The sequence below is a fragment of the Glaciimonas sp. OK215 genome (assembly GCF_057787885.1).
Genome location: NZ_CM173544.1, coordinates 2,212,205 through 2,232,266, shown reverse-complemented (window position 1 = coordinate 2,232,266; position 20,062 = coordinate 2,212,205). Strand labels below are relative to the sequence as shown.

The following is a 20,062-nucleotide window of genomic DNA, read 5'->3' as shown; positions in this document are numbered from 1 at the left end:
CGCTGTGTGCCAACAGAATGTAAAAAGTGGATCCATCCTGATCCCTTGCCGCACAAGCCATTATTTTCTTGAGGTTCCATGGAAGAATTGAATCAAACGCTATTTCTGCTCATCAACGCCCCCGCGCATCCCGATCCGGTCTTGCTCACCATCGCCAAAGTATGTGCTGAACAACTGATCTGGCTGATCCCGCTGGCGGTGCTGCTGGGTTGGCTGTCGGGCGCGGAGAAAACCCGCAAGCTCATGCTGCAGGCGACTGCAGCGGCCAGCATCGGCATGTTGCTCAATCAATTGATCGGCTTGTTCTGGCAACATCCGAGGCCTTTCATGATGGGACTCGGGCATACCTTCGTACCGCACGTCGCCGACTCATCGTTCCCGAGCGATCACCTGACATTGTTATGGGCGGTGGCATTCAGCTTCCTGCTCCATCGGCGTGTGCGGGCGCTCGGTCAGGTGCTGGCCCTGCTGGGCTTGCCGGTGGCCTGGGCGCGGATTTACGTCGGCGTCCATTTTCCGCTCGACATGCTGGGTGCGGCCGCAGTCGCCGCGCTCAGCGCAGGACTCGGCCTTGCTACTGCGAGATGGTATATCGGGTTGGCATTTCCTTGCGCCACAGCTATCCATCGCTGCTTGTTTGCGCCCCTTATCCGACGCGGCTGGATAGTGAAGTGACGTATCGCCGCCGTCGCTATCGATTGGTGTTGTGCTGCTATCGGCAGTTCCGGTAGCATTCCACCTGCCGGAAATACGATAAGCGGCCCAGGATACAAAAAAGGATACGGAATGAGGGTATTGCTGGTTGAAGACGATCGCATGATCGGTGAAGCCGTACAAATGGCCTTACGCGATGCCAGCTATGCGGTCGACTGGGCACACGACGGCAATGCGGCGCTGAGCGCCGCGGAAACCGCATCCTACGATCTGATGCTGCTCGACTTGGGGCTACCGCATCTGGACGGTCTCGAAGTCCTGCGCCTGCTGCGTCAGCAAGGCAACGTGTTGCCGGTGCTGATCGTCACCGCCCGCGATGCAGTCGAAGACCGGATCCGCGGACTGGATCTGGGCGCGGACGATTACGTCGTCAAGCCATTCGAAATGGGTGAGTTGCTGGCGCGGATGCGCGCATTGATACGTCGTCAGGCCGGAAATGCCACGCCGGTAATGAGCAATGGCGCGCTTTTCCTGGACCCAAGCACGCGCGAAGTCACTTATGAAGGTGCCGCTACCCGCTTGTCGGCACGCGAGTTTTCGTTGCTGCACGCGCTGCTATTGCGACCGGGGGCGATTTTATCCCGCCAGGAGCTGGAAAATCGCATTTACGGCTGGAACGAAGAAGTCGAAAGCAACGCGGTCGAATTCCTGATCCACTCGATCCGCAAGAAGCTGGGCGCGACCTCGATCAAAAACGTCAGGGGGCTGGGATGGATGGTTTCAAAGCAAGACTGAACCGTTCCCTGCAATTCCGCCTGTCGCTATGGCTGTCTCTGGTCATTCTGGTCATGGCGGTTCCAGCTGGCGTATTTTCATTTATTTCGGCCTTCCGTGAAGCCAATGATCTGCAAGACGATCAATTGCGGCAAGTCGCCGCGCTGGTGAATGGCCGCGACCTGCCGCTGGTCACGCCGGCCCCTGACAGCGTAGGACATATCTCGGATGACGAGTCCCAGGTCATCGTGCAAACGCTGGGTGACGCAGGCGTGCAATCCTCTGCCTCCGGCGCTCAGCTAGCGTTGCCTGGCGATCTGCCGGATGGCATACAAACCGTCACGGTGCACCAGGTCCCATGGCGCTTGTACATCCGCACCATACGCTCCGGCCAGCGCCTGGTAGTTGGCCAGCAAACCGCGGTACGTGACGAAATCGCTCGCGATAGCGGCTTGAGAACCGTGATGCCGCTGATAGTGCTGATTCCGTTACTGATCGGGCTGGTCAGTATCATGGTGCGCAGCATGTTGCGGCCGATTTCCAGACTTTCCCACGAGGTTGATCATCGTGACGATCAAGACATCCGTCCACTCGACGACCAGCACGTGCCGGATGAGATCCGGCCATTGATAGCATCGATCAACCGCCTGTTGCGGCGCGTCGCAGAGGCGATGGATGCCCAGCGCCGCTTCCTTGCCGATGCTGCACACGAATTGCGCTCTCCACTGACCGCATTATCGCTACAGGCGGAAAACCTGGCCGCAACCGAACTGTCGCCGACATCCAAAGCGCGGCTGATTCCTCTGCGCCAGGGATTGAAACGGACGAAGACGCTGCTGGAGCAATTGCTGACGCTGGCCCGCTCGCAAAATACGGGAGCCTCCCAGGCCACGACGCTGTCGCTGCAAGCCATACTCCGGCGCGTTATGGAAGATACGCTGCCGCTGGCGGAGGCGAAAAAAATCGACATCGGCGTGGACGCCGACACCGATGTCATATTGCTTGCACCGGAAGTGGATGTCGTCGCCCTGATACGCAACCTGCTCGATAACGCCGTCCGGTATACCCCGAGCGGCGGTAGCGTGGATGTGCGCGTGCGCACGCTGAATGGCGTCGTCGCCATCGAAATCGAAGATACCGGCCCGGGTATTCCCGAAGCCGAACGTGAACGCATTTTCGATCCTTTTTACCGGATACTCGGCAATGGCGATGACGGCTCGGGGCTGGGTCTTTCGATCGTAAAATCCATCGTCCTGCGCTTGCACGGCACGGTCGAATTGCGGAATGCCGGCACGCATGCGCCGTTCGGATTGAAAGCCATTGTTCGGCTGCCCGTCTAAAACAGATTTCATTTAACGAGCTCAAGGAAAATGGCATGAACCATAAAAAACACTTCCTGTGGCAGAATCCGAAAAACTGACGCTATCTACCCCCACCAGTTTGTCGCAAAATAGCCTCAAGTTAACATGTTGAGGCGAATCACCTCCCCAGAAATAAATCTGGCTGTTACCATAGAAACGCAGCTATCTGAACAACAGAGAATAAGTAAGAAGATAGAAGTCCTCGGCAAACATACGTTCTCGGTAGAAACCGACGTTTTCTACCTGAATATCAGCGCTGAGCTTCATGACGCACGTACAGGAGAAAGTATGAACATACTCAAACGTTTGTTTACTCCCACGCCTCTCTCTATCGTTAATGATGAACTGGCTGCCGCCCGATTACAGTTATTGTCGGCAGAAAATGATCTGGAGCATGTCCAGGCCCAGGTAAATCTCCTCAACACCCGCATTGCACGACTGGAAGGCAAGCTTAAAAGCGCGTCCACGTACTCGTCATTAAGAGACCCGCAATTTTATGCCACCAGGCTGCACAGTTCGGGACCAGAGCCTGTCACCCGGTCGCAGCAAAGCGAACAAGACATTTCCGAGTTACGGCCCATGATTTCCGGGCAAACCAACGTTGCAGCTTAGCCAGCCGGCACCTGCCGCGATAATCGGCAGATCCGGCAAACAACGCCGTCGACCACAGCGAAGACTTTCTTTTTCTGAATAATTACAACGTGGCCGCGGCCAGCTTCGCACCGAAACCGATGAACACGACGCCCACACCGCCGGACATGCCGGCAGCCAGGCGCCGGCGCCGCTGAAACTCTGCCGCCAACCGTACGCCGAGAAAGATGATGGCAGTCAGATAGAAGAAGCTAATCACTTCGCAGACCAGCCCCAGCAGTGCGAAGGACAGCACCGGCGAGCCGAAGCGGGAATCGACGAACTGGATAAAGAAAGAAATAAAAAACAGGATCGCCTTCGGGTTCATCAGGCTGATGGCGAGCGCCCTGTTGAATGGCTTGGCAACGCGTAGCTGCCCGCTGGCAGCGGCCGGTGCGGCAGCGCCGCCAGCGCGGAGCGCGCGCCAGCCTTTGAGCAGCATTTGCAGGCCGATCCAGCCCAGATAGGCTGCACCGATGTACTTCACCAGATGAAACAGCGTTGGGCTGGCCTTCAGCAGTGACGCCACCCCACCGGCGGACAACACCATCAAAATCAGGTCGCCCAGAAATACCCCGCAGGCACCGCGATAGCCTTCCCGGACGCCACGCTGGGCCGCAACGCTCAGCACATAAAACGAGTTGGGTCCCGGCAGCAACACGATAAAAATGGTGCCTACCAGAAAAGTCCAGAAGTCGGTAATGCCAAAAGTGGCGTGCATCAGCGCGTTCATAGCCTGCTCCGGGTTGCTGGATAAAACAGGAGCTGACTGCCATCAGCTCCCGGATTCGGAAAGATTTTTACGGTTTTCAGGTTAAAGCGATGCCAGCATTTTCCGAATCGCGTCCTGCGTTTCCGGGTCGCTCAATCCCAAATGCCCTTTTGTTTCAATCAGCCGATCCCGACACCATGTCGGCCAGCCGAATGCGTCATCGTCAATCGCAAACCAGCTTGACGGTTTGCGACGCTCCACATCTTGCCAGATTTGCATGCCACGCGGCATGATATCGAATTCGCTTTGCAGTAGTTTGGGGTGATGAAAGGTGGAGCCGATCACCCGCGAGCGCAGCGTTTCCGTGAGTTCCTGCCTGGTAGCATCGAATCCCAGAGACCTGATCCAGCTGGTCGACAACACGATCTTCACATCCGGGTATGGCGCGAGCAGATCTTCCAATATCGGCATCCACTCAAAAAACGATCTTTCCGGCGTGCTGATGTACAGGCCGCGTTTCCGATTGCGAATGACCATGCCGTCGTGCAGCACACCGTTGTAGTCCAGGTATAAAATTTTCATTAAGTTTCAATTATCAAGGCTGAGTCAATTTTTTTGTGCCGGATGCCAGCCGGGCCGGACCCGTCGAGCAGTTGTCGAAAAGCACATCCTGCAATGCAGCAATAACGCGTTCGTTTATAAACTATGATTTCCGCGCTTGACGAAAAACAGACCGGTCCCGATCACCATTAATAAACCGCCGAACAGCCGATTCTGGATTTTGAGGGCACGCGCGTTGCGAAACAGATTTTGCATGGTGCGTCCGGCAAATGCGTAGCCATGCATGACGGCCACATCAATTGCCACCGTGGTGAGCGAAATGACTAGCAGTTGCAGTCCCAATGGACGGTCCTGACTGATGAATTGCGGCAACACGGCAACCATGAAAACGATGCCTTTTGGATTGGTGACGTTGGTAAAAAATCCAGTCGCGCAGCGGCGGCGCCAGGTAGGCATCTCGGTTGCCGGCTCCAGTCTTTCGTTAGCGCGTGTGCTGTTTTCAACATTCACTACCGGTGCGCGCCATTGCGAAAAGCCGATGTAGATAAGATAGGCCGCGCCTAGTATCTTCACGATGTTGAATGCCATTTCGGATGCGACCAGCAGCGAGCCGACCCCTGCGCCGGCGATCAGCAGGATCACGACCAGACCGAACTCGAGGCCCAGAATCGTGGCCCCGGTGTGCTTTACGCCGAAACGCACGCCATGGCTCATGGACAGGATTGCGCCGGAACCCGGCGATACCGCGATAAGAAGCGACGCTAATAAATACGCTGCCCAAACATGAATATCCATACTGATCTCTTGAAATTTGCTTTATTGGTCCGCCATTTTAACTGTGTGAGCGGATTACGTGTTTGCTCTGGCTGGCGGCAACTCTTTTCATCCGGCGCTTACGTCCTCAAAGCTGCGCATCGCTCTGCAGTTTTTTCAAATGCCGTTCAATGCCAAACACATGGGGATCGTCTTTACCGAGTGCCCGCAACGCCGCAGCCAGGTCGGTCAGATAGTCTTTGTTATGACCGCTCGGTCCAGCCGATGCCGCGATTTCCCCCCGTGCCAATATAACTTGAGACACCTACCCAATTAATTTAGAGTACAACGGTAGGTTCCCAATATGCAAAACCGAAAGCAGCAGATTATCAACATAGCAGACGCCATTGCGCCGGAAGAAGCCACGCAAGGAGCCCGCAGGGCGACTGAAGAGGCTTCTTCCGGCGCGGCGCGGCCCAATCCCGAAGTCGTGGCAACGGCGAAACGGCGCTCCTTTTCCAAGGCCGAGAAGCAGCGCATTCTCATCGCCGCTGACGCTTGCGTCGCAGTTGGCGACATTGGCGCGCTGTTGCGCCGGGAAGGCATCTACTCGTCGCATCTGGCGACCTGGCGCAAGCAGCGCGACGCCGCGGAACAGGCACTTCTCGTCGAGCGCAAGCGCGGCCCAAAAATCAAACCGGGCGCGGCAGAGGCCCGTCTGGTGCTTGAACTGACGCGTGAGAATGAACGCTTGCGCAACAAGCTGGCCAAGGCAGACCTCATCATCGACGTCCAAAAAAAACTTTCCATTCTGTTAGGCCTGACCACGGCCGACGCGCCCAGCGAGCCCAAGTGATGAATGCAGCCATCAGCTTGTCCGCCGACGTTGGTTTGGCCCACGCCTGCCGCGCCTTGCATCTGCCACGCAGTGCGGTCTATCGCGAACGCCTGGCGCGGCGTGCCAGGATGATGCCGCCATCGTCCGCACTGACCATCCCGGCGCCAGCACGGCGCCCGCCGTTGGCTCTGTCTGGCGATGAGCGGCAGGCCGTACTCAACGCGCTCAATAGCCCGCGCTTCGTCAATTGTGCGCCAGCTGCCGTGTATGCCCAGTTGCTCGACGAAGGGTGCTACCTGGCATCGGTAAGGACCATGTACCGCCTATTGCAAGGCTGTACCGCCGTGCGCGAACGACGCAATCAGCTCAGGCATCCGGAATACACCAAGCCGGAGTTGTTGGCTGTGACGCCGAACCAGGTGTGGAGCTGGGACATTACAAAATTGAAGGGGCCAGTCAGGGGCACCTGCTTCCACCTGTATGTCATCCTCGACATCTTCAGCCGGTATGTCGTCGGCTGGATGGTGGCCGAGCAGGAAACCGCCGAACTGGCCGAACAACTGATTGCCGACAGTGCCGCGAAAGAATGTATCGTGCCTGGCATGCTGACCTTGCATGCCGACCGTGGCAGCAGCATGCGTTCCAAGCCTGTGGCCACATTGTTAGCCGATCTGGGAATCGTCAAATCGCACAGCCGGCCATATGTCTCCGACGACAACCCCTATTCGGAAGCGCAATTCAAGACCTTGAAATATCAGCCCGGTTTCCCGTCACGCTTTGGTTCGATCGCCGATGCAAGAGCGCACTGCGTACCGTTCTTCGCCTGGTATAACACCCAGCACCGGCACTCCGGGATCGGCATGATGACGCCGGAGAACGTCCATACGGGCCGCGCTGCAGAAGTGCGCCAACAACGGCAGATCACGCTAAGCGTGGCGTTTCAGCGCAACCCAAATCGTTTCAAGAGCCGGCTGCCGCAACCACACAAACTGCCCACTGCCGCTTGGATTAACCCACCAACCAGGGAGAAAAACGCTGCTTGATACTGAGATTTAGACTCTCATCGCATTCAAACTGGTGTTTCAAATCAATTGACACATTCCGTTTGCCGGGCAATCTCAAGTTCGGAGGCCGGTCCAAGGAAGGCGGCATTTTCCTCGGTAGCGATATACACCAGTCCTTCGGCGCTGGTACCATCCTCAAACCTTATCTCCGTACTGAGGCGCAGATACCCGTTCTTTTCGCGATAATCGAGATGCTCGAAAACCTGCGGGGTAATCAGATAAGCCATGCCTTCGCAAATCGCGCCGGCTTGCGGTATCAGGGTAACCACCCTGCCGGGCGCTGCATGCGTTCCGCGATGGTCATGCGAACCCTGCCAGAAGCGTCGCGTCCAGTGCATGATCAGTGCCGGACGTCGCTCGACAAACGGGAAATCGGCTTTAAATATCAGCGAGCCGTAGCCGAATAGCCAGACACTGTGATGGTCATCGAATCTATCCATCGATTTGTTGATCGCGGTGGTGTCGGCAGACATGGGATGGACCTTTTCATTCTCACTTGGCGTGTACGGGGAATCGACTATTCCGGTTGCCGGGCGCAGCATAAAATCTTGCGCCGGAACAAGCGTTCATCTTACCTATTTCCGGTGCCGGACGCTCGCAGTAATATGCATCAGCGCGGTCAAGTCTGGCGCTTCCAGAACATCCGTTTTCGCGCTGCAACGCGAAATGGCGTCATCTTTTTAAGCGCAAGATAAAATCCCCCATTCTCTTATTGTTGAATGATCACTTCTCATGCAATTTTCCAGCCTGCCATCTCCCTGTCAGCATATAGGAACGCCGTCGTTTCTTGGCCGCGCCGTGTGGGTCAAGCGTGATGATTTACTGCATCCCGAGGTTTCCGGAAATAAATTTCGCAAGCTCAAATACCCGCTGCTGGCGCTGCGCGGTCAGAGCGTGACGCTGACCACGATGGGCGGACCATGGTCCAATCATCTTCATGCGCTGGCCCACGCGGGGGCGCTGTTTGGCTGGCCTACCAGAGGATTGGTGCGTGGCGCGCAAACGACCGCCAGCGCCACGCTGGACGACTGCCGACGCCTCGGCATGCAACTTCAATTTGTGTCGCGCGACGAATACCGCGCGCTAAGGGATATCCCGGAAGAGTGGCGGCGCCATGTCGATCACGCGGACGACAGTCATGTCTGGTTCCCCGAAGGCGGGAGTACCCCGGCAGCGCTGCGCGGCGTCGCTGAACTGATTCACGAACTGCCCTTTATTCCTGAGGTCGTCATGGTCGCTTGCGGCACTGGAGCAACGCTGGCGGGACTGTTGGCAGGCCTGCAAGGCAAGGGACGCGTCATAGGAATCGCCGTTCTCAAGAACGCTGCATATTTACATAAAGAAATTGCCGTATTGCTACAACAGGCCGGCTATCCGGCTTACCGGAACTATGAGTTGATCACGGATGCCCATCACGGCGGGTACGGCAAAGCCCCTCCCGAACTAAGGCAGTTTTGCCGCGATTTTTCGCGCGAACTCGGCATGCCGATAGAACCGCTCTACACCGGCAAGCTATTTTTTGCGCTCAAGAAAATGGTTCAGGCGAACATATTTCGTGAAGATGAACGCATCGTCGCCATCCATACGGGTGGCTTGCAAGGGGCGCGCGGATTTGCGGATTGATCCGTGCGCCTGCGCCGCGTTCGCTTTGGATGCAGAAATGGAATGGCTTCATTGCCCCCAGCGCAACACCAGCGGATCGAGACGGCGCGCGATCTGGATCAGGCCTGCGCGGGTCGCCGGATGCAGCGCCTGAAGCGGATGGCGTACGGCCTCCGACGCGATAATGCCGCCCTCTTTCATCAGCACCTTGCAGGAAGCCAGCCCGCCTTGCCGGTTTTCATAATTGATCAGCGGCAGCCATTTCTGGTATTGGGCTGCTGCCTGCTCGGTATTGCCGGCACTATACGCATCGAAAATCGCGCGAATGCCGTCGGGAAAGCCGGCTCCGGTCATGGCGCCGGTGGCACCGGCGTCCAGGTCGGCCATCAGCGTAATGGCTTCTTCCCCATCCCACGGCCCCAGAATGGCGTCGCCGCCCAGTTCGATGATTTCACGCAGCTTGCCTGCAGCCTGCGGGACCTCGATCTTGAAATAGGAAACGTTTTCGATTTCCTTTGCCATTTTCACCAGGAATGGGGCCGACAGCGCCGTCCCGCTGACCGGCGCATCCTGAATCATGATGGGAATATCGATCGCATCAGACACCGCACTGAAGAATTCATAGATGGCGCGTTCACCGACGCGAATAGTGGCGCCGTGATACGGCGGCATGATCATGACCATCGCCGCGCCGGCATCCTGTGCACTGCAACTGCGCTGCGCACAGATGCGCGAGCTGAAATGCGTGGTCGTCACGATCACCGGCACGCGCCCGGCAACGTGTTCCAGCACGGTGCGGATCAGGATGCTGCGCTCTTCATCCGTGAGCACAAACTGTTCTGAAAAATTCGCCAGGATGCAGATGCCATGGGAGCCGGCGTCGATCATGAAATCGATGCAGCGGCGCTGACCGTCCAGATCAAGGCCGCCCTGCTCGTCGAAAATGGTCGGCGCCACCGGGAAAACGCCACGGTAGTACGGTTGGGTCGTTACTTTATCCATCATTTTTACTTCCGTTTTAAACAGTACGTGACGTTTTCGGCGTTTGCGCCGTTGTTTTGTGAAGCGACTATAAGGTCCCGCAACGCATGCTGTATAGTGAATTGTTTCCATCTGGTGATCGCTTTTACGACTCATATGAAAAATACGATTGACGTGCTGATGAGCAGGTTGCGCATGAAGCAATTGCAGCTGTTGATTGCGCTCGACGATCACAAATCCATGCACAAGGCGGCAGGCGCGATGGCGATGACGCAGTCGGCAGCCAGCAAAGCGCTGCATGAACTCGAATCGATGCTGGAAGCGCCTTTGTTTGAAAGATCAAAAAGCGGCATGATTCCAAACCAGTTCGGCCACTGCATCATTCGGTATGCCCGGCTGCTGGCGACGGATCTGACGTCTTTGTGTCGGGACATCGCTGAAATACGCTCCGGCCAGGGCGGCCGGCTGGCGATTGGCTGCATCATGGGCGCCGTCCCGGAGGTATTGGTGCCGATTTTGAATTGGCTGCACGCCAGGCAACCCAATCTGGCTATCGAGGTAGTTGAAGATACCAGCATGCGGATGCTGGCCTTGCTCGACGATGGACGCCTTGACCTGGTGATAGGCCGCTCGATTGTGAGTGATCAGCCTTCCAGGTATCACTATCAGCCGTTGGGGGATGAGCCGATTTCAGTGGTGGTGGGTTACGCCCATCCGCCGTTTCCGGGCAAAACGCTTACCTTCCACGACTTGCAGGATCACCGCTGGGTCGTCTATCCGAGCCAGATGCCGATGCACGCATTGATGGAAAGGGAAATGGATCTCGCGGGCTTGAGCATGCCCGCGAATCAGATTTCGACCGCATCCACGTTCGTCACCGTAGCGATTCTTCATCGCAGTACGGATCTGGTTTCTATATTGCCGACTGACGTCGCCGAATTGTTTTCCAGGCATAAAATGCTGCGCATCCTGCCCGTGAAGCTGAAATCGAAAAGCCAAACCTTCGGCATCGTCACCAGGAAAGGCGGAACACTTTCCCCTGCGGCAGATCAGTTCATTCAGTTGCTGCGCGACAGAAATCTGGTGCATTGACCGAGCCTGGAATAGTAAAGTTGTAGCGAACACCGCGCGCGCGGCATAGACTTGCCATGCCGGGCCAAGCTCGCAGTCACGACCGATCAGGAGACAGCTTCATGCTACAACGCTCTGCCCAACGTTTTCACCAGGCCGCTGCCGCGCTGACTGCTTCGTGCATTGCGTTGGCAGCTTGTTCGCCAAGTCGGGACAACGTCTGGCAAGGCTACGTGGAAGGCGAATACGTCGCCGTGTCGTCGTCGCAATCCGGTCGCCTCGATCGTCTGGCGGTCGTGCGCGGGCAGCAGATCGCGATCGGAACAGCGTTATTCGCGCTCGAATCCGGCGCTGAAAGCGCAGCCCGGCAACAGGCCCAGCGCCAGCTGCAAACCGCAGAAGCGCAGCTGGCCGACATCCAGAGCGGCAAGCGCCCGCAAGAGGTCGGTGTAACGCAGGCACAACTGGTGCAAGCACAGGCTATGGCCAACAAAGCCCGGCTGCAACTGGCGCGCGATGAGACCCAATATCGGGCGGGCGGCATCGCCAGACAACAACTCGACGATTCACGCTCCGCCGCGGAGACGAGCGCAGCCCAGGTCCGGCAATGGCAAAGCCAGCTGGCGGTCGACCGTCTGCCTAACCGCGCTGCGCAAATCCAGGCGCAGCAAGCGCAGGTCGCCGCCTTGCAGGCTGCACTGGAACAAGCCGATTGGAAACTGGCGCAGAAGACGGTGCAGGCCACCCGCGCGGGGCTGATATTCGATACCATGTATCGCGAAGGCGAATGGGTCGCGGCCGGGAATCCGGTAGTCCGCATGCTGCCGCCGGAAAATGTGAAAGTCCGCTTTTTTGTGCCGGAGCCGGTACTCGGACGGCTCAGGTTGAATCAGTCGGTCACGCTGCATTGCGATGGCTGTCAGGCCGACCTGCCGGCGCGCATCTCCTACATTGCCACCGAGGCCGAATACACGCCGCCTATCATCTACAGCAACGAATCCCGCGCCAAGCTCGTCTACATGATCGAGGCGCACCCTTCCGCCGCGGATGCGCCCAAGCTGCACCCGGGGCAACCGCTCGAAGTGAGGATGCCATGAGCGCCGCGGCCAGCCACGCCGAGCGCGATCTGGTGATTGAGGTTGACCGCATCAACAAGCACTTCGGCGACAAGCACGTGGTCAGGGATCTCTCGCTGCAGGTGCGGCGCGGAGAAATTTTCGGTTTCCTGGGTCCCAACGGCAGCGGCAAGACGACCACGATCCGGATGATGTGCGGTTTGCTGACGCCGGATTCCGGCCGCGGTTCCTGCCTGGGCTTTGACATCATCAGTCAAAGCGACCAGATCAAGCAGCGGGTCGGCTACATGACCCAGAAATTCTCTTACTGGGACGATCTGAGCATTCGCGAAAACCTGGATTTCGTCGCCCGCATCTACCAGATGAAAAACCGCAAGGAAGCGGTCGAACGCTCACTCGAGAAACTGGGTTTAAGCAGCCGCGCCAAACAGTTGGCCGGCGCGCTCTCCGGCGGCTGGAAACAACGGCTGGCGCTGGCCGCCTGCATGTTGCACGAACCGGAACTGTTGCTGCTGGACGAACCCACCGCCGGCGTCGACCCCAGCGCCCGCCGCGATTTCTGGGAAGAACTGCATGCGCTGGCGGCGCAAGGCATCAGCGTACTGGTCAGCACGCACTACATGGATGAAGCCGAGCGCTGCCACAAACTGGCTTACCTGGCCTACGGCCAACTGCTGGTACAAGGCACCGCCGCCGAGGTGGTCGCCGGTCAGGATCTCACCACCTGGGCCGTGCACGGCGCTAACCTGGTGGCGCTCTCGGAAAAACTGCGCGGCCAGCCCGGCGTCGATCAGACCGAAGCGTTCGGTGCCGCCCTGCATGTGTGCGGCAAAGATGCCGTACAGCTCGAGAAAACCCTGCGCCACCTGACGCAGGGCCAGGATCTGCGCATGGAGCTGATCGACACCAGTCTGGAGGACGCGTTCATCTACATGATGAACCGCTCGGCCGATAATTTCGGAGACCAGGCATGAGCCGCTTCGCCGGTTTTTCTCTATCCCGATGGTGGAGCATCGTGCTCAAGGAGTTTCTGCAACTCATGCGCGACCGTGTCACGCTGCGCATGATCACGATGATTCCGATCATGCAAATGCTGTTGTTCGGGTATGCGATCAACAGCGACCCCAAGCAAATGCCGACCGCCATCATCGCGGCCGATCACAGCGAATTCACGCGGACCTTCATCGCTGCGATGAAGGCCTCCGACTACTTCGACATCGTCGCTGAGTTGCCGGACGAAGAAGCCGGCCGTGCCGCGCTGGCGCAGGGAAAGGTACTGTTCGTGCTGAACATCCCGGCCAACTTCACGCGTGACCTGCTGCGCGGCCAGCGCCCGGCGCTGCTGGTTGAGGCCGACGCGACCGATCCCACCGCCACCGCCATGGCCCTGGGAGCGTTGCCGCAACTGGTGCAAGCGGTGAGCGTCAAGGACCTGCAAGGGCCGCTGGCAAAATTCAGCGGCGGCGCGCCGGCCTTCGACGTGCAGGTGCACCGGCTCTACAACCCCGAAGGCATCAGCCAGTACAACGTGGTGCCGGGCCTGATGGGCGTCGTCCTCTCGATGACGCTGGTGATGATGACCGGGCTTGCCATGACCCGCGAACGCGAACGCGGCACCATGGAAAACCTGCTCGCCACCCCCGTCACGCCGATCGAGGTCATCACCGGCAAGATCATGCCTTACATCGCCATCGGACTACTGCAGTCCAGCATCATCCTGCTCGGCGCCCGCTTCATGTTCCATGTGCCGTTCCACGGCAGCATCATCGCGATCTACCTGGCCGCGCTGCTGTTCATCGCTGCCAGCCTGACCGTCGGCATCACCCTCTCCTCCATCGCGCAAAATCAGTTGCAGGCAATGCAGCTGACGATCTTTTACTTCCTGCCCAACATGCTGTTGTCCGGCTTCATGTTTCCCTTTCAAGGGATGCCGAAGTGGGCGCAGTTCATCGGCAACCTGTTACCGCTGACTTACTTTAACCGCTTGATACGCGGCATTCTGCTGAAGGGAAACGGCCTCGCGGATCTGTGGCCCAGTATCTGGCCACTGCTGCTGTTCACTGTCCTCGTGATGGGCATTGCGGTGCGTTTTTACCGCCGCACACTGGATTGAGGGAAGCCATATGAAGCCTGGTTTGATGCGCTCCGCCATGCTGTGCCCGGCACTGGGTGTCGCCGCTGCGTTGCTGTCGGGCGGCTGCGCGGTCGGCCCCGATTTCCAGGCACCCGCGGCAGCCGCCGTGCAGCAGTACACGCCGGACCCGCAACCGCTGGCCACCAGCGGCGGCAGCGGTCCCGGCGGTGCGGCACAACGGTTTGAGATGGGCGCGGACATTCCGGCGCAATGGTGGACGGCGTTCCATTCGCCGCAGCTGGACGCGCTGGTGCATGCCGCCCTTGCCAACAGTCCTACGCTGGTCCAGGCCCAGGCTACTTTGCGCGAAGCGCGCGAAAACCTGAGCGCGCAATCCGGCACCCGCTATCCGCGCGTCGATGCGCAGCTTGGCAACAGCCGCCAGCAGGTCGATACCGCGGCGCTCGGCGTCCCGAATATCCCGCAATCCGGCCCCTTTACGCTGTATAACGCCGCGCTGAACATCTCCTACACGGTGGATGCTTTCGGCGCCAACCGGCGCACACTGGAAGGCTTGCAGGCGCAAGTGGAGAATCAGGGATACCAGCTTCAGGCCGCACGCCTGACCCTGGCGGGGAATGTGGTCACTGCGGCCATCAGGCAAGCTGCCTTGCAGGCCCAGATTGTCGCAACCGGGCAGCTGCTGCAACTGCAGCGCGCGCAGCTCGGCATCATGGAACAGCGTTTTGCCGCCGGCGGCATCGCCAGCCTGGATGTGACGAACCAGCGCACCTTGCTGGCCCAAAGCGATGCCATGCTGCCACCCCTGCGCCAGCAATTGGCGCAGGTCAGTCATCAGCTTGCCGTGTATGTGGGCAAGGCACCGGCGCAAACCGACCTGCAGCCGCTGGATCTGGATACGCTGACGCTGCCCGATACGCTGCCGCTGAGTCTGCCCTCCATGCTGGCGCGGCAGCGTCCCGACATTCGTGCCGCGGAAGCCACGCTGCACCAGGCCAGCGCCCAGATCGGCGTCGCCACGGCCAATCTGTATCCGCAAATCACGCTGTCAGGCAGTCTGGGCTCGGAACGGACCGGCATCGGCGACCTGGCCAACAGCATCAATGTCTGGAACGTCGGCGTTAAATTAATGCAACCGTTGTTGAACGGCGGCCAACTGCGCGCGAAAAAGCGCTCAGCCGTTGCCGCCTACGACGCGGCGGCGGCGGCCTATCAGCAAACCGTTCTGCAAGCGCTGCAACAGGTGGCGGATGTCTTGCGCGCATTGGAGAACGACGCACAAACCCTGCAGGCACGCACGCAAGCGGCCGCCAGCGCCGCCAGCAGCCTGGCCGTCACGCAACGTCAATATGAGGCCGGCGGCGTCAGCTACCTCAACCTGCTCGACGCACAGCGCCAGCGCAAGCAGACCGACCTCGACCGTATCGCCGCACAAGCAACCCGGTATACCGATACCGCAGCGCTGTTACAAGCCTTGGGCGGCGGCTGGTGGAACGCGCCGCCATGAACCGCCGGTTCAACACGCCGTTGTTGAATCTCTGCCTTTACGCCAAACCGAAGGTCTCACGAACATCATCCGCGCACGATAAATTCGACGGTTTCCTGGCCGGGTTCGCCGCCGCAGTGACCGAACACAATGCGTCCCTGGCCGCGTAGCATGAGTTCCTCGCGGCGCAGGCTGATTTCGGCTTCGCCGGCGATGCTGATAAAAGTCCCGTTGGTGCTCTGATCGACCAGAAAGAATTTGTCGCGGCGGCGCTCGATGCGCGCGTGAAGGCGTGAGGCCTTGCGGTCGGCGATTACGATCTGGCAACTCGCGTCGCGCCCGAGTACGATGCCGGGGCCACTCTGGCCGAGCACCAGCCTCTGCGTGCCATGCGTGAGATGCAATTCGATCTGCGCCGCGTACGCGCCGCCCGACAGCGTCATCATCGTCAGGTCATCGCCGCCCTGCCAGATGACTTCGCAAATATTAATGTCGTCGGCCTTGCCTCTGACCGCGAGCGCAGCGATGCGCCGGGTCGATTCGCGCAGCATCGGCGACAGGCGCTCCACGGTGGATAGCGTAGTGATGATCTGATCGCCTTTTGCCAGGACCGACATGCGCGCGGCGGTATTCACCGTGTCGCCAAACACGTCGCCGCACTCCTCGATCACAACGCCGGCGTGAAATCCGATCCGGATCGAACGCTTGAGGCCGGACACGATGGGCAGACCGGCGACTTTCAATTGCATGTCGATAGCGGCCAGATGGCCCCGATCGGCGTCGGGAAAGGTGCACATGATTTCGTCGCCGATGGTCTTGATGACCCGTCCGGCGTGGCGTTCGATGACCGTGCGCATGGTGTCGAGGCACTCGTCGATCAGCGCCTTGGCCTGCGCATCCCCCAGCGTTTCATACAGCCTGGTGCTGCCGGCAATATCGGCAAACAGAATCGCTACCTCAGTTGCGGTTGCGTGCCTGAGTGGCTGGGTCTGCGCGGTCGAATCGGACATACGAAAATTATAGCCGCATCACAGCCGAGATTACAGCCGGGATTACAGCCGGAATGCCAAAGTCCGAGGTGTTCGCACACCACCAGTCGCCCCATACTTATGCCGCGGCGACGGAGCTCAGCAGGACCGCGTTAATGTTCGAATTGGCCCCCGAATTGTTGATATTGACGACTTGGGACTGATTAATCATTTTTTCGGCATAGAAGCTGTTGTTGACCTGGTAGAAGTTGATGACCGGAACGAAGCTGGGGGTTGCCGGAGCGTAAGGACTGATCCATCCATACACCCACGGGGCACCGTCGGCGCCCCTGATGGACGCCATCGCCTTGCGGTCCAGGGCGCAGCTTGCAGGGAGGTCATTGATCGTGATTGCACTCATGTCATATCTCCAAAATTGCCAAGCAGGTGAACGCGGAGAGCCGCACAGGATGGGACTGTTCCCGGGCGGCTCTCGCGGCCCGTCAGATCTGGACCACCCCTGCACGCATATTGCCAAGAACATTGCTGAGGCTGGTCAAGTTGACGTCGGTATTGGTCACCGTTGGCGCGAACACGCCGATTTGCGTGTTGGGGCTGGCAAACCCGCCGCCTTGGGCAGCGGCCTGGTTGAAGCTGCCGATATTCGAGACGTTATAACCGCCGCGTACGGCAGCCATTTCACGGCCGTCGAGTTGTTGGTCGAGGGACAGGTCTTTGATCATCAGAGTCGATTTCATTTCAGTTCTCCTAAAAGTTTGGTTCCGGTTGGATGAGCATTTCGTTGCGCTCGATGAACATAGAGCATAGGCCGTGCCAGCCCGGGTCATGTGCTGTGCAAATAAACGCAAGTGATTGAAAAATATAGGAATATTTCTATTTCAGATCATCGCTTCGCGATGCTTTTCGAAATGGCCGGAGATCAAGTGTCTGGCTGTGACAAACACATTTCATGGCAACTGTCGGATGGAGCCCAACACCTTCGCCGCTAGCACCGCCCGACGCTGCGATCAGCTACAAGGCGATCATCCGGGCAGCATTTTTTTGGCTTAGAGAAATTCCTTGGCGATGTCGATGCTCGGGCGCTGGCCGATGTGCTGGTAGTTTTCCTCGAGCCAGGCCCCGGCCTCGGCCCGTCCCTTGTCACGCAACGAGCAGAGGAAATCCCAGTCGCCGTTGTATTTGCTCGACACCCCGAGTGCGGCCATGGTCTGGTCGGACCGAATCGAGTGGATCAACATCTCCTTCATCTCGCCGCGCTCGATCTTGCCTTGCTGGATCAGCGTGGTGACGAAGGCGATGGCGCGCATCTCACGCATCAGTGACGAATTGAAGCTCACTTCGTTGATGCGGTTGAGGATGTCGGCCGCCGTGGTCGGTACGCCGGGGCGAACGATCGGATTGATGTGGACAATCACCACATCGTGTGTGCTGCAGTTGTAGATCAGCGGGAAAATGGCCGGGTTGCCGACATAGCCGCCGTCCCAGTAATATTCACCGTTGATCTCTACCGCCTGGAACAGGGTTGGCAGGCAGGCCGAAGCAAGCACCGCCTCGATACACATGTCCTGGCCCGAAAAGATGCGTATCTTGCTGGTCTCGACATTGGTGGCGCATAGAGATAGGTGGATCGGGCAATGTTTGCGCAATTCGGCGAAGTCGACATGTTGCTCGAGTATCTTGCGCAGCGGATTCATGTTGCGGGGATTGAATTGGTACGGTGACATGATACGCAGGATAATGTCCGCCATCAGGTACAAGGGCGAGTGGTCCAGCCCGAAGGTGTGGCGTCCTTTCACCCATGGCAGGTAGCGGGAGGGACTGTACCTCTCGGCCGATTGCGCAATAGCGCGCCAGAACCCGTGCAGCGCCTGGCGCGCGTTGTCGGCATCCCCCTTTAGCAGCCCGTAGGCCAGCACTGCGGCATTCATCGCACCGGCGCTGGTCGCGCTGATGCCTTCAATTTCAAGCCGGCCGTCCTCCAGCAGCCGGTCGAGCACGCCCCAGGCGAATGCGCCGTGCATGCCGCCGCCTTGCAGCGCGAGCGCGATCGGCTTCGGTGCACCCGGCTTGTTCCTGGTCGCCATCACAAACCTCCTCGGGGTTTAAGAAATATCAGGTCTTTTTCTCGTCTTGCGTTGCAGCATGAGGTCGAAAGTCTTTCGAATGGATGCCGTGCTTCTTCAGTAATATTTGCAGATGGGAACGGTTCATGTTGCAACGCCTTGCCAACTCCGCCACCGTGCCGCCCACTTCCTGCAGGCCGCGCTCCAGAAACCCTCTTTCCGCCGCATCGCTGGCGGCGCGTTTGGCGTCGCCCAGCGCGCTAAGGTTCAACACGCTGCCCGCGCCGTTTCCTGCAGCGCTGTCAGCCGTCAGGACGGACGGCCCGGGCCGTATATCCTCGGGAAGGTGCTCCATGTCCGCGGTATCGCCGGCCAGGCACGAGAGGCGGTAGATCATGTTGCGCAACTCCCGTATATTGCCCGGATAAGCATAATTCAATAGAAAATCGCGCAGGCGCGGGGTCATCTGTAGCGGGCGCCGTTTCAGGGCTTCCGCCGCCTCGTCTCCAAAGAATGCAAACAGCAAAGGAATCTCGTCCTTGCGCTCCCGCAGCGGCGGCAACGTTACATGGATGACGCTGAGCCGGTAAAACAGATCCTCCCGGAATGCGCCTTGCTCGCTTAAGCGACGCAGATTTTTGTTGGTCGCGGCCACGATACGGGCGTCCACGGAAATGGTTTCATCGGATCCCACGCGCTGTATCTCATGCGCCTCCAGCACACGCAGCAACTTGACCTGCCCGTGCAGCGGCAATTCGCCGATTTCGTCGAGAAATATGGTGCCCTTGTGCGCGCTTTCGAACTTGCCTTTGCGATCGCCGGACGCGCCTGTGAAGGCGCCTTTCCGGTGACCGAACAGCTCGGATTCCAGCAAATTGTCCGGGATCGCCCCGCAATTGACGGAGATGAACGGTTTATCGGCGCGCGCCCCGTTGGCATGGATGACCTTCGCCATCAGTTCTTTGCCGGTCCCGCTTTCGCCATCTATGAGTACCGGCAGATCGGTGGGGGCTGCCTTCTCCGCAATCTCCAGGGCCTCCAGCAGCTTCGGGTTATCCCCGAAGGTCCCTTCAAAAACGAAGCTGCGATCGAGCAGCGCCTGACGCCGCTGGCGCGGCACTTGATCGCGCGGGGCAGGCTCTGCGACTGCCGCCTGCACGAACCGTTCCTTGTGCGACAACTGCATCACCTCGTCGCGCAGGGATCCGGCCTGCCGCAGCAGCTTGTCGATGTCCGGCCGCTCCAGGCGTGAAGACCAGCGCAGCGTCGAGCGCAGAATTTCGATTTTTTCGAGCAGGGCCGCGTAGGAGATCGCCGATCGTCCGGGTCCGCTTTGGTCGAGTATTTTCATG

21 protein-coding genes and 1 pseudogene are annotated in these 20,062 nt (G+C 58.9%); 11 read left to right on the top strand and 11 right to left on the bottom strand.

Annotated features, from left to right (window positions below):
- Nucleotides 1-78: 78 nt before the first annotated feature.
- The 4 genes from AC3CHX_RS10015 (at nucleotide 79) to AC3CHX_RS10000 (ending at nucleotide 3,401) form a co-directional block, all read left to right on the top strand.
- Nucleotides 79-675 (top strand): undecaprenyl-diphosphatase, encoded by a 597-nt coding sequence (locus AC3CHX_RS10015; RefSeq protein ID WP_488643864.1) that lies wholly within the window; start codon nucleotides 79-81, stop codon nucleotides 673-675.
- Between the two features lie 111 nt (nucleotides 676-786).
- On the top strand, nucleotides 787-1,449 hold the full coding sequence (locus tag AC3CHX_RS10010) for a response regulator transcription factor (RefSeq protein ID WP_488643863.1): 663 nt from the start codon (nucleotides 787-789) through the stop codon (nucleotides 1,447-1,449).
- On the top strand, nucleotides 1,425-2,768 hold the full coding sequence (locus tag AC3CHX_RS10005) for an ATP-binding protein (protein ID WP_488643862.1): 1,344 nt from the start codon (nucleotides 1,425-1,427) through the stop codon (nucleotides 2,766-2,768). Before AC3CHX_RS10010 ends, AC3CHX_RS10005 begins: the two co-directional genes overlap by 25 nt.
- Nucleotides 2,769-3,077: 309 nt before the next feature.
- Nucleotides 3,078-3,401: a hypothetical protein gene (locus AC3CHX_RS10000; protein ID WP_488643861.1), complete on the top strand. Its 324-nt coding sequence runs from the start codon at nucleotides 3,078-3,080 to the stop codon at nucleotides 3,399-3,401.
- Nucleotides 3,402-3,483: 82 nt separating this feature from the next.
- On the opposite strand, the gene leuE is transcribed toward AC3CHX_RS10000, so the two are convergent.
- The 4 genes from leuE to AC3CHX_RS09980 form a co-directional block, all read right to left on the bottom strand.
- On the bottom strand, nucleotides 3,484-4,152 hold the full coding sequence (gene leuE, locus AC3CHX_RS09995) for a leucine efflux protein LeuE (protein ID WP_488643860.1): 669 nt from the start codon (nucleotides 4,150-4,152) through the stop codon (nucleotides 3,484-3,486).
- 81 nt (nucleotides 4,153-4,233) lie between these two features.
- On the bottom strand, nucleotides 4,234-4,713 hold the full coding sequence (locus tag AC3CHX_RS09990; protein WP_488643859.1) for an HAD domain-containing protein: 480 nt from the start codon (nucleotides 4,711-4,713) through the stop codon (nucleotides 4,234-4,236).
- Nucleotides 4,714-4,827: 114 nt separating this feature from the next.
- Nucleotides 4,828-5,487 carry a LysE family transporter gene (locus AC3CHX_RS09985; RefSeq protein WP_488643858.1) on the bottom strand — a complete coding sequence of 220 codons (660 nt, stop codon included), beginning with the start codon at nucleotides 5,485-5,487 and terminating at the stop codon, nucleotides 4,828-4,830.
- 106 nt (nucleotides 5,488-5,593) lie between these two features.
- Nucleotides 5,594-5,770: a gamma-glutamylcyclotransferase gene (locus tag AC3CHX_RS09980; RefSeq protein ID WP_488643857.1), complete on the bottom strand. Its 177-nt coding sequence runs from the start codon at nucleotides 5,768-5,770 to the stop codon at nucleotides 5,594-5,596.
- An 81-nt stretch (nucleotides 5,771-5,851) separates the two neighbouring features.
- On the opposite strand from AC3CHX_RS09980, the gene AC3CHX_RS09975 reads away from it, so the two are divergent.
- A protein-coding gene (locus tag AC3CHX_RS09975; protein WP_488644718.1) for an IS3 family transposase occupies nucleotides 5,852-7,326 on the top strand; the annotation gives its coding sequence in 2 pieces (ribosomal slippage) (nucleotides 5,852-6,280 and nucleotides 6,283-7,326; 1,473 coding nt in all).
- A gap of 62 nt (nucleotides 7,327-7,388) precedes the next feature.
- On the opposite strand, the pseudogene AC3CHX_RS09970 reads toward AC3CHX_RS09975, so the two are convergent.
- A pseudogene (locus tag AC3CHX_RS09970) lies at nucleotides 7,389-7,820 on the bottom strand (gamma-glutamylcyclotransferase); the annotation flags it as partial.
- Nucleotides 7,821-8,079: 259 nt separating this feature from the next.
- On the opposite strand from AC3CHX_RS09970, the gene AC3CHX_RS09965 reads away from it, so the two are divergent.
- Nucleotides 8,080-8,970 (top strand): 1-aminocyclopropane-1-carboxylate deaminase/D-cysteine desulfhydrase, encoded by an 891-nt coding sequence (locus AC3CHX_RS09965; protein WP_488643856.1) that lies wholly within the window; start codon nucleotides 8,080-8,082, stop codon nucleotides 8,968-8,970.
- 48 nt (nucleotides 8,971-9,018) lie between these two features.
- On the opposite strand, the gene AC3CHX_RS09960 is transcribed toward AC3CHX_RS09965, so the two are convergent.
- Nucleotides 9,019-9,951, bottom strand: a complete 933-nt coding sequence (locus tag AC3CHX_RS09960; RefSeq protein ID WP_488644788.1) for a dihydrodipicolinate synthase family protein — start codon at nucleotides 9,949-9,951, stop codon at nucleotides 9,019-9,021.
- 135 nt (nucleotides 9,952-10,086) lie between these two features.
- On the opposite strand from AC3CHX_RS09960, the gene AC3CHX_RS09955 reads away from it, so the two are divergent.
- From AC3CHX_RS09955 to AC3CHX_RS09935, 5 genes are all read left to right on the top strand, one after another.
- Nucleotides 10,087-11,022: a LysR family transcriptional regulator gene (locus AC3CHX_RS09955; protein ID WP_488643855.1), complete on the top strand. Its 936-nt coding sequence runs from the start codon at nucleotides 10,087-10,089 to the stop codon at nucleotides 11,020-11,022.
- A gap of 101 nt (nucleotides 11,023-11,123) precedes the next feature.
- Nucleotides 11,124-12,098 carry an HlyD family secretion protein gene (locus tag AC3CHX_RS09950; RefSeq protein WP_488643854.1) on the top strand — a complete coding sequence of 325 codons (975 nt, stop codon included), beginning with the start codon at nucleotides 11,124-11,126 and terminating at the stop codon, nucleotides 12,096-12,098.
- The gene (locus AC3CHX_RS09945) at nucleotides 12,095-13,051 is read left to right on the top strand and encodes an ABC transporter ATP-binding protein (protein WP_488643853.1); all 957 of its coding nucleotides are present in this window, start codon (nucleotides 12,095-12,097) and stop codon (nucleotides 13,049-13,051) included. The genes AC3CHX_RS09950 and AC3CHX_RS09945 overlap by 4 nt, the downstream gene beginning before the upstream one ends.
- Nucleotides 13,048-14,190 (top strand): ABC transporter permease, encoded by a 1,143-nt coding sequence (locus AC3CHX_RS09940; protein ID WP_488643852.1) that lies wholly within the window; start codon nucleotides 13,048-13,050, stop codon nucleotides 14,188-14,190. Before AC3CHX_RS09945 ends, AC3CHX_RS09940 begins: the two co-directional genes overlap by 4 nt.
- 10 nt (nucleotides 14,191-14,200) lie before the next feature.
- Nucleotides 14,201-15,679: an efflux transporter outer membrane subunit gene (locus AC3CHX_RS09935; RefSeq protein WP_488643851.1), complete on the top strand. Its 1,479-nt coding sequence runs from the start codon at nucleotides 14,201-14,203 to the stop codon at nucleotides 15,677-15,679.
- 65 nt (nucleotides 15,680-15,744) lie between these two features.
- Here AC3CHX_RS09935 and AC3CHX_RS09930 read toward each other — a convergent pair whose 3' ends face one another.
- From AC3CHX_RS09930 to AC3CHX_RS09910, 5 genes are all read right to left on the bottom strand, one after another.
- Entirely contained in the window at nucleotides 15,745-16,668 is a 924-nt protein-coding gene (locus tag AC3CHX_RS09930) for an adenylate/guanylate cyclase domain-containing protein (RefSeq protein WP_488643850.1), read from the bottom strand.
- 97 nt (nucleotides 16,669-16,765) lie between these two features.
- On the bottom strand, nucleotides 16,766-17,047 hold the full coding sequence (locus AC3CHX_RS09925) for a hypothetical protein (RefSeq protein ID WP_488643849.1): 282 nt from the start codon (nucleotides 17,045-17,047) through the stop codon (nucleotides 16,766-16,768).
- A gap of 82 nt (nucleotides 17,048-17,129) precedes the next feature.
- Nucleotides 17,130-17,384 (bottom strand): hypothetical protein, encoded by a 255-nt coding sequence (locus tag AC3CHX_RS09920; RefSeq protein WP_488643848.1) that lies wholly within the window; start codon nucleotides 17,382-17,384, stop codon nucleotides 17,130-17,132.
- 309 nt (nucleotides 17,385-17,693) lie between these two features.
- On the bottom strand, nucleotides 17,694-18,731 hold the full coding sequence (locus AC3CHX_RS09915) for a patatin-like phospholipase family protein (protein WP_488643847.1): 1,038 nt from the start codon (nucleotides 18,729-18,731) through the stop codon (nucleotides 17,694-17,696).
- A 28-nt stretch (nucleotides 18,732-18,759) separates the two neighbouring features.
- Nucleotides 18,760-20,061 (bottom strand): sigma-54 interaction domain-containing protein, encoded by a 1,302-nt coding sequence (locus AC3CHX_RS09910; RefSeq protein ID WP_488643846.1) that lies wholly within the window; start codon nucleotides 20,059-20,061, stop codon nucleotides 18,760-18,762.
- Between the last annotated feature and the right edge of the window lies 1 nt (nucleotide 20,062).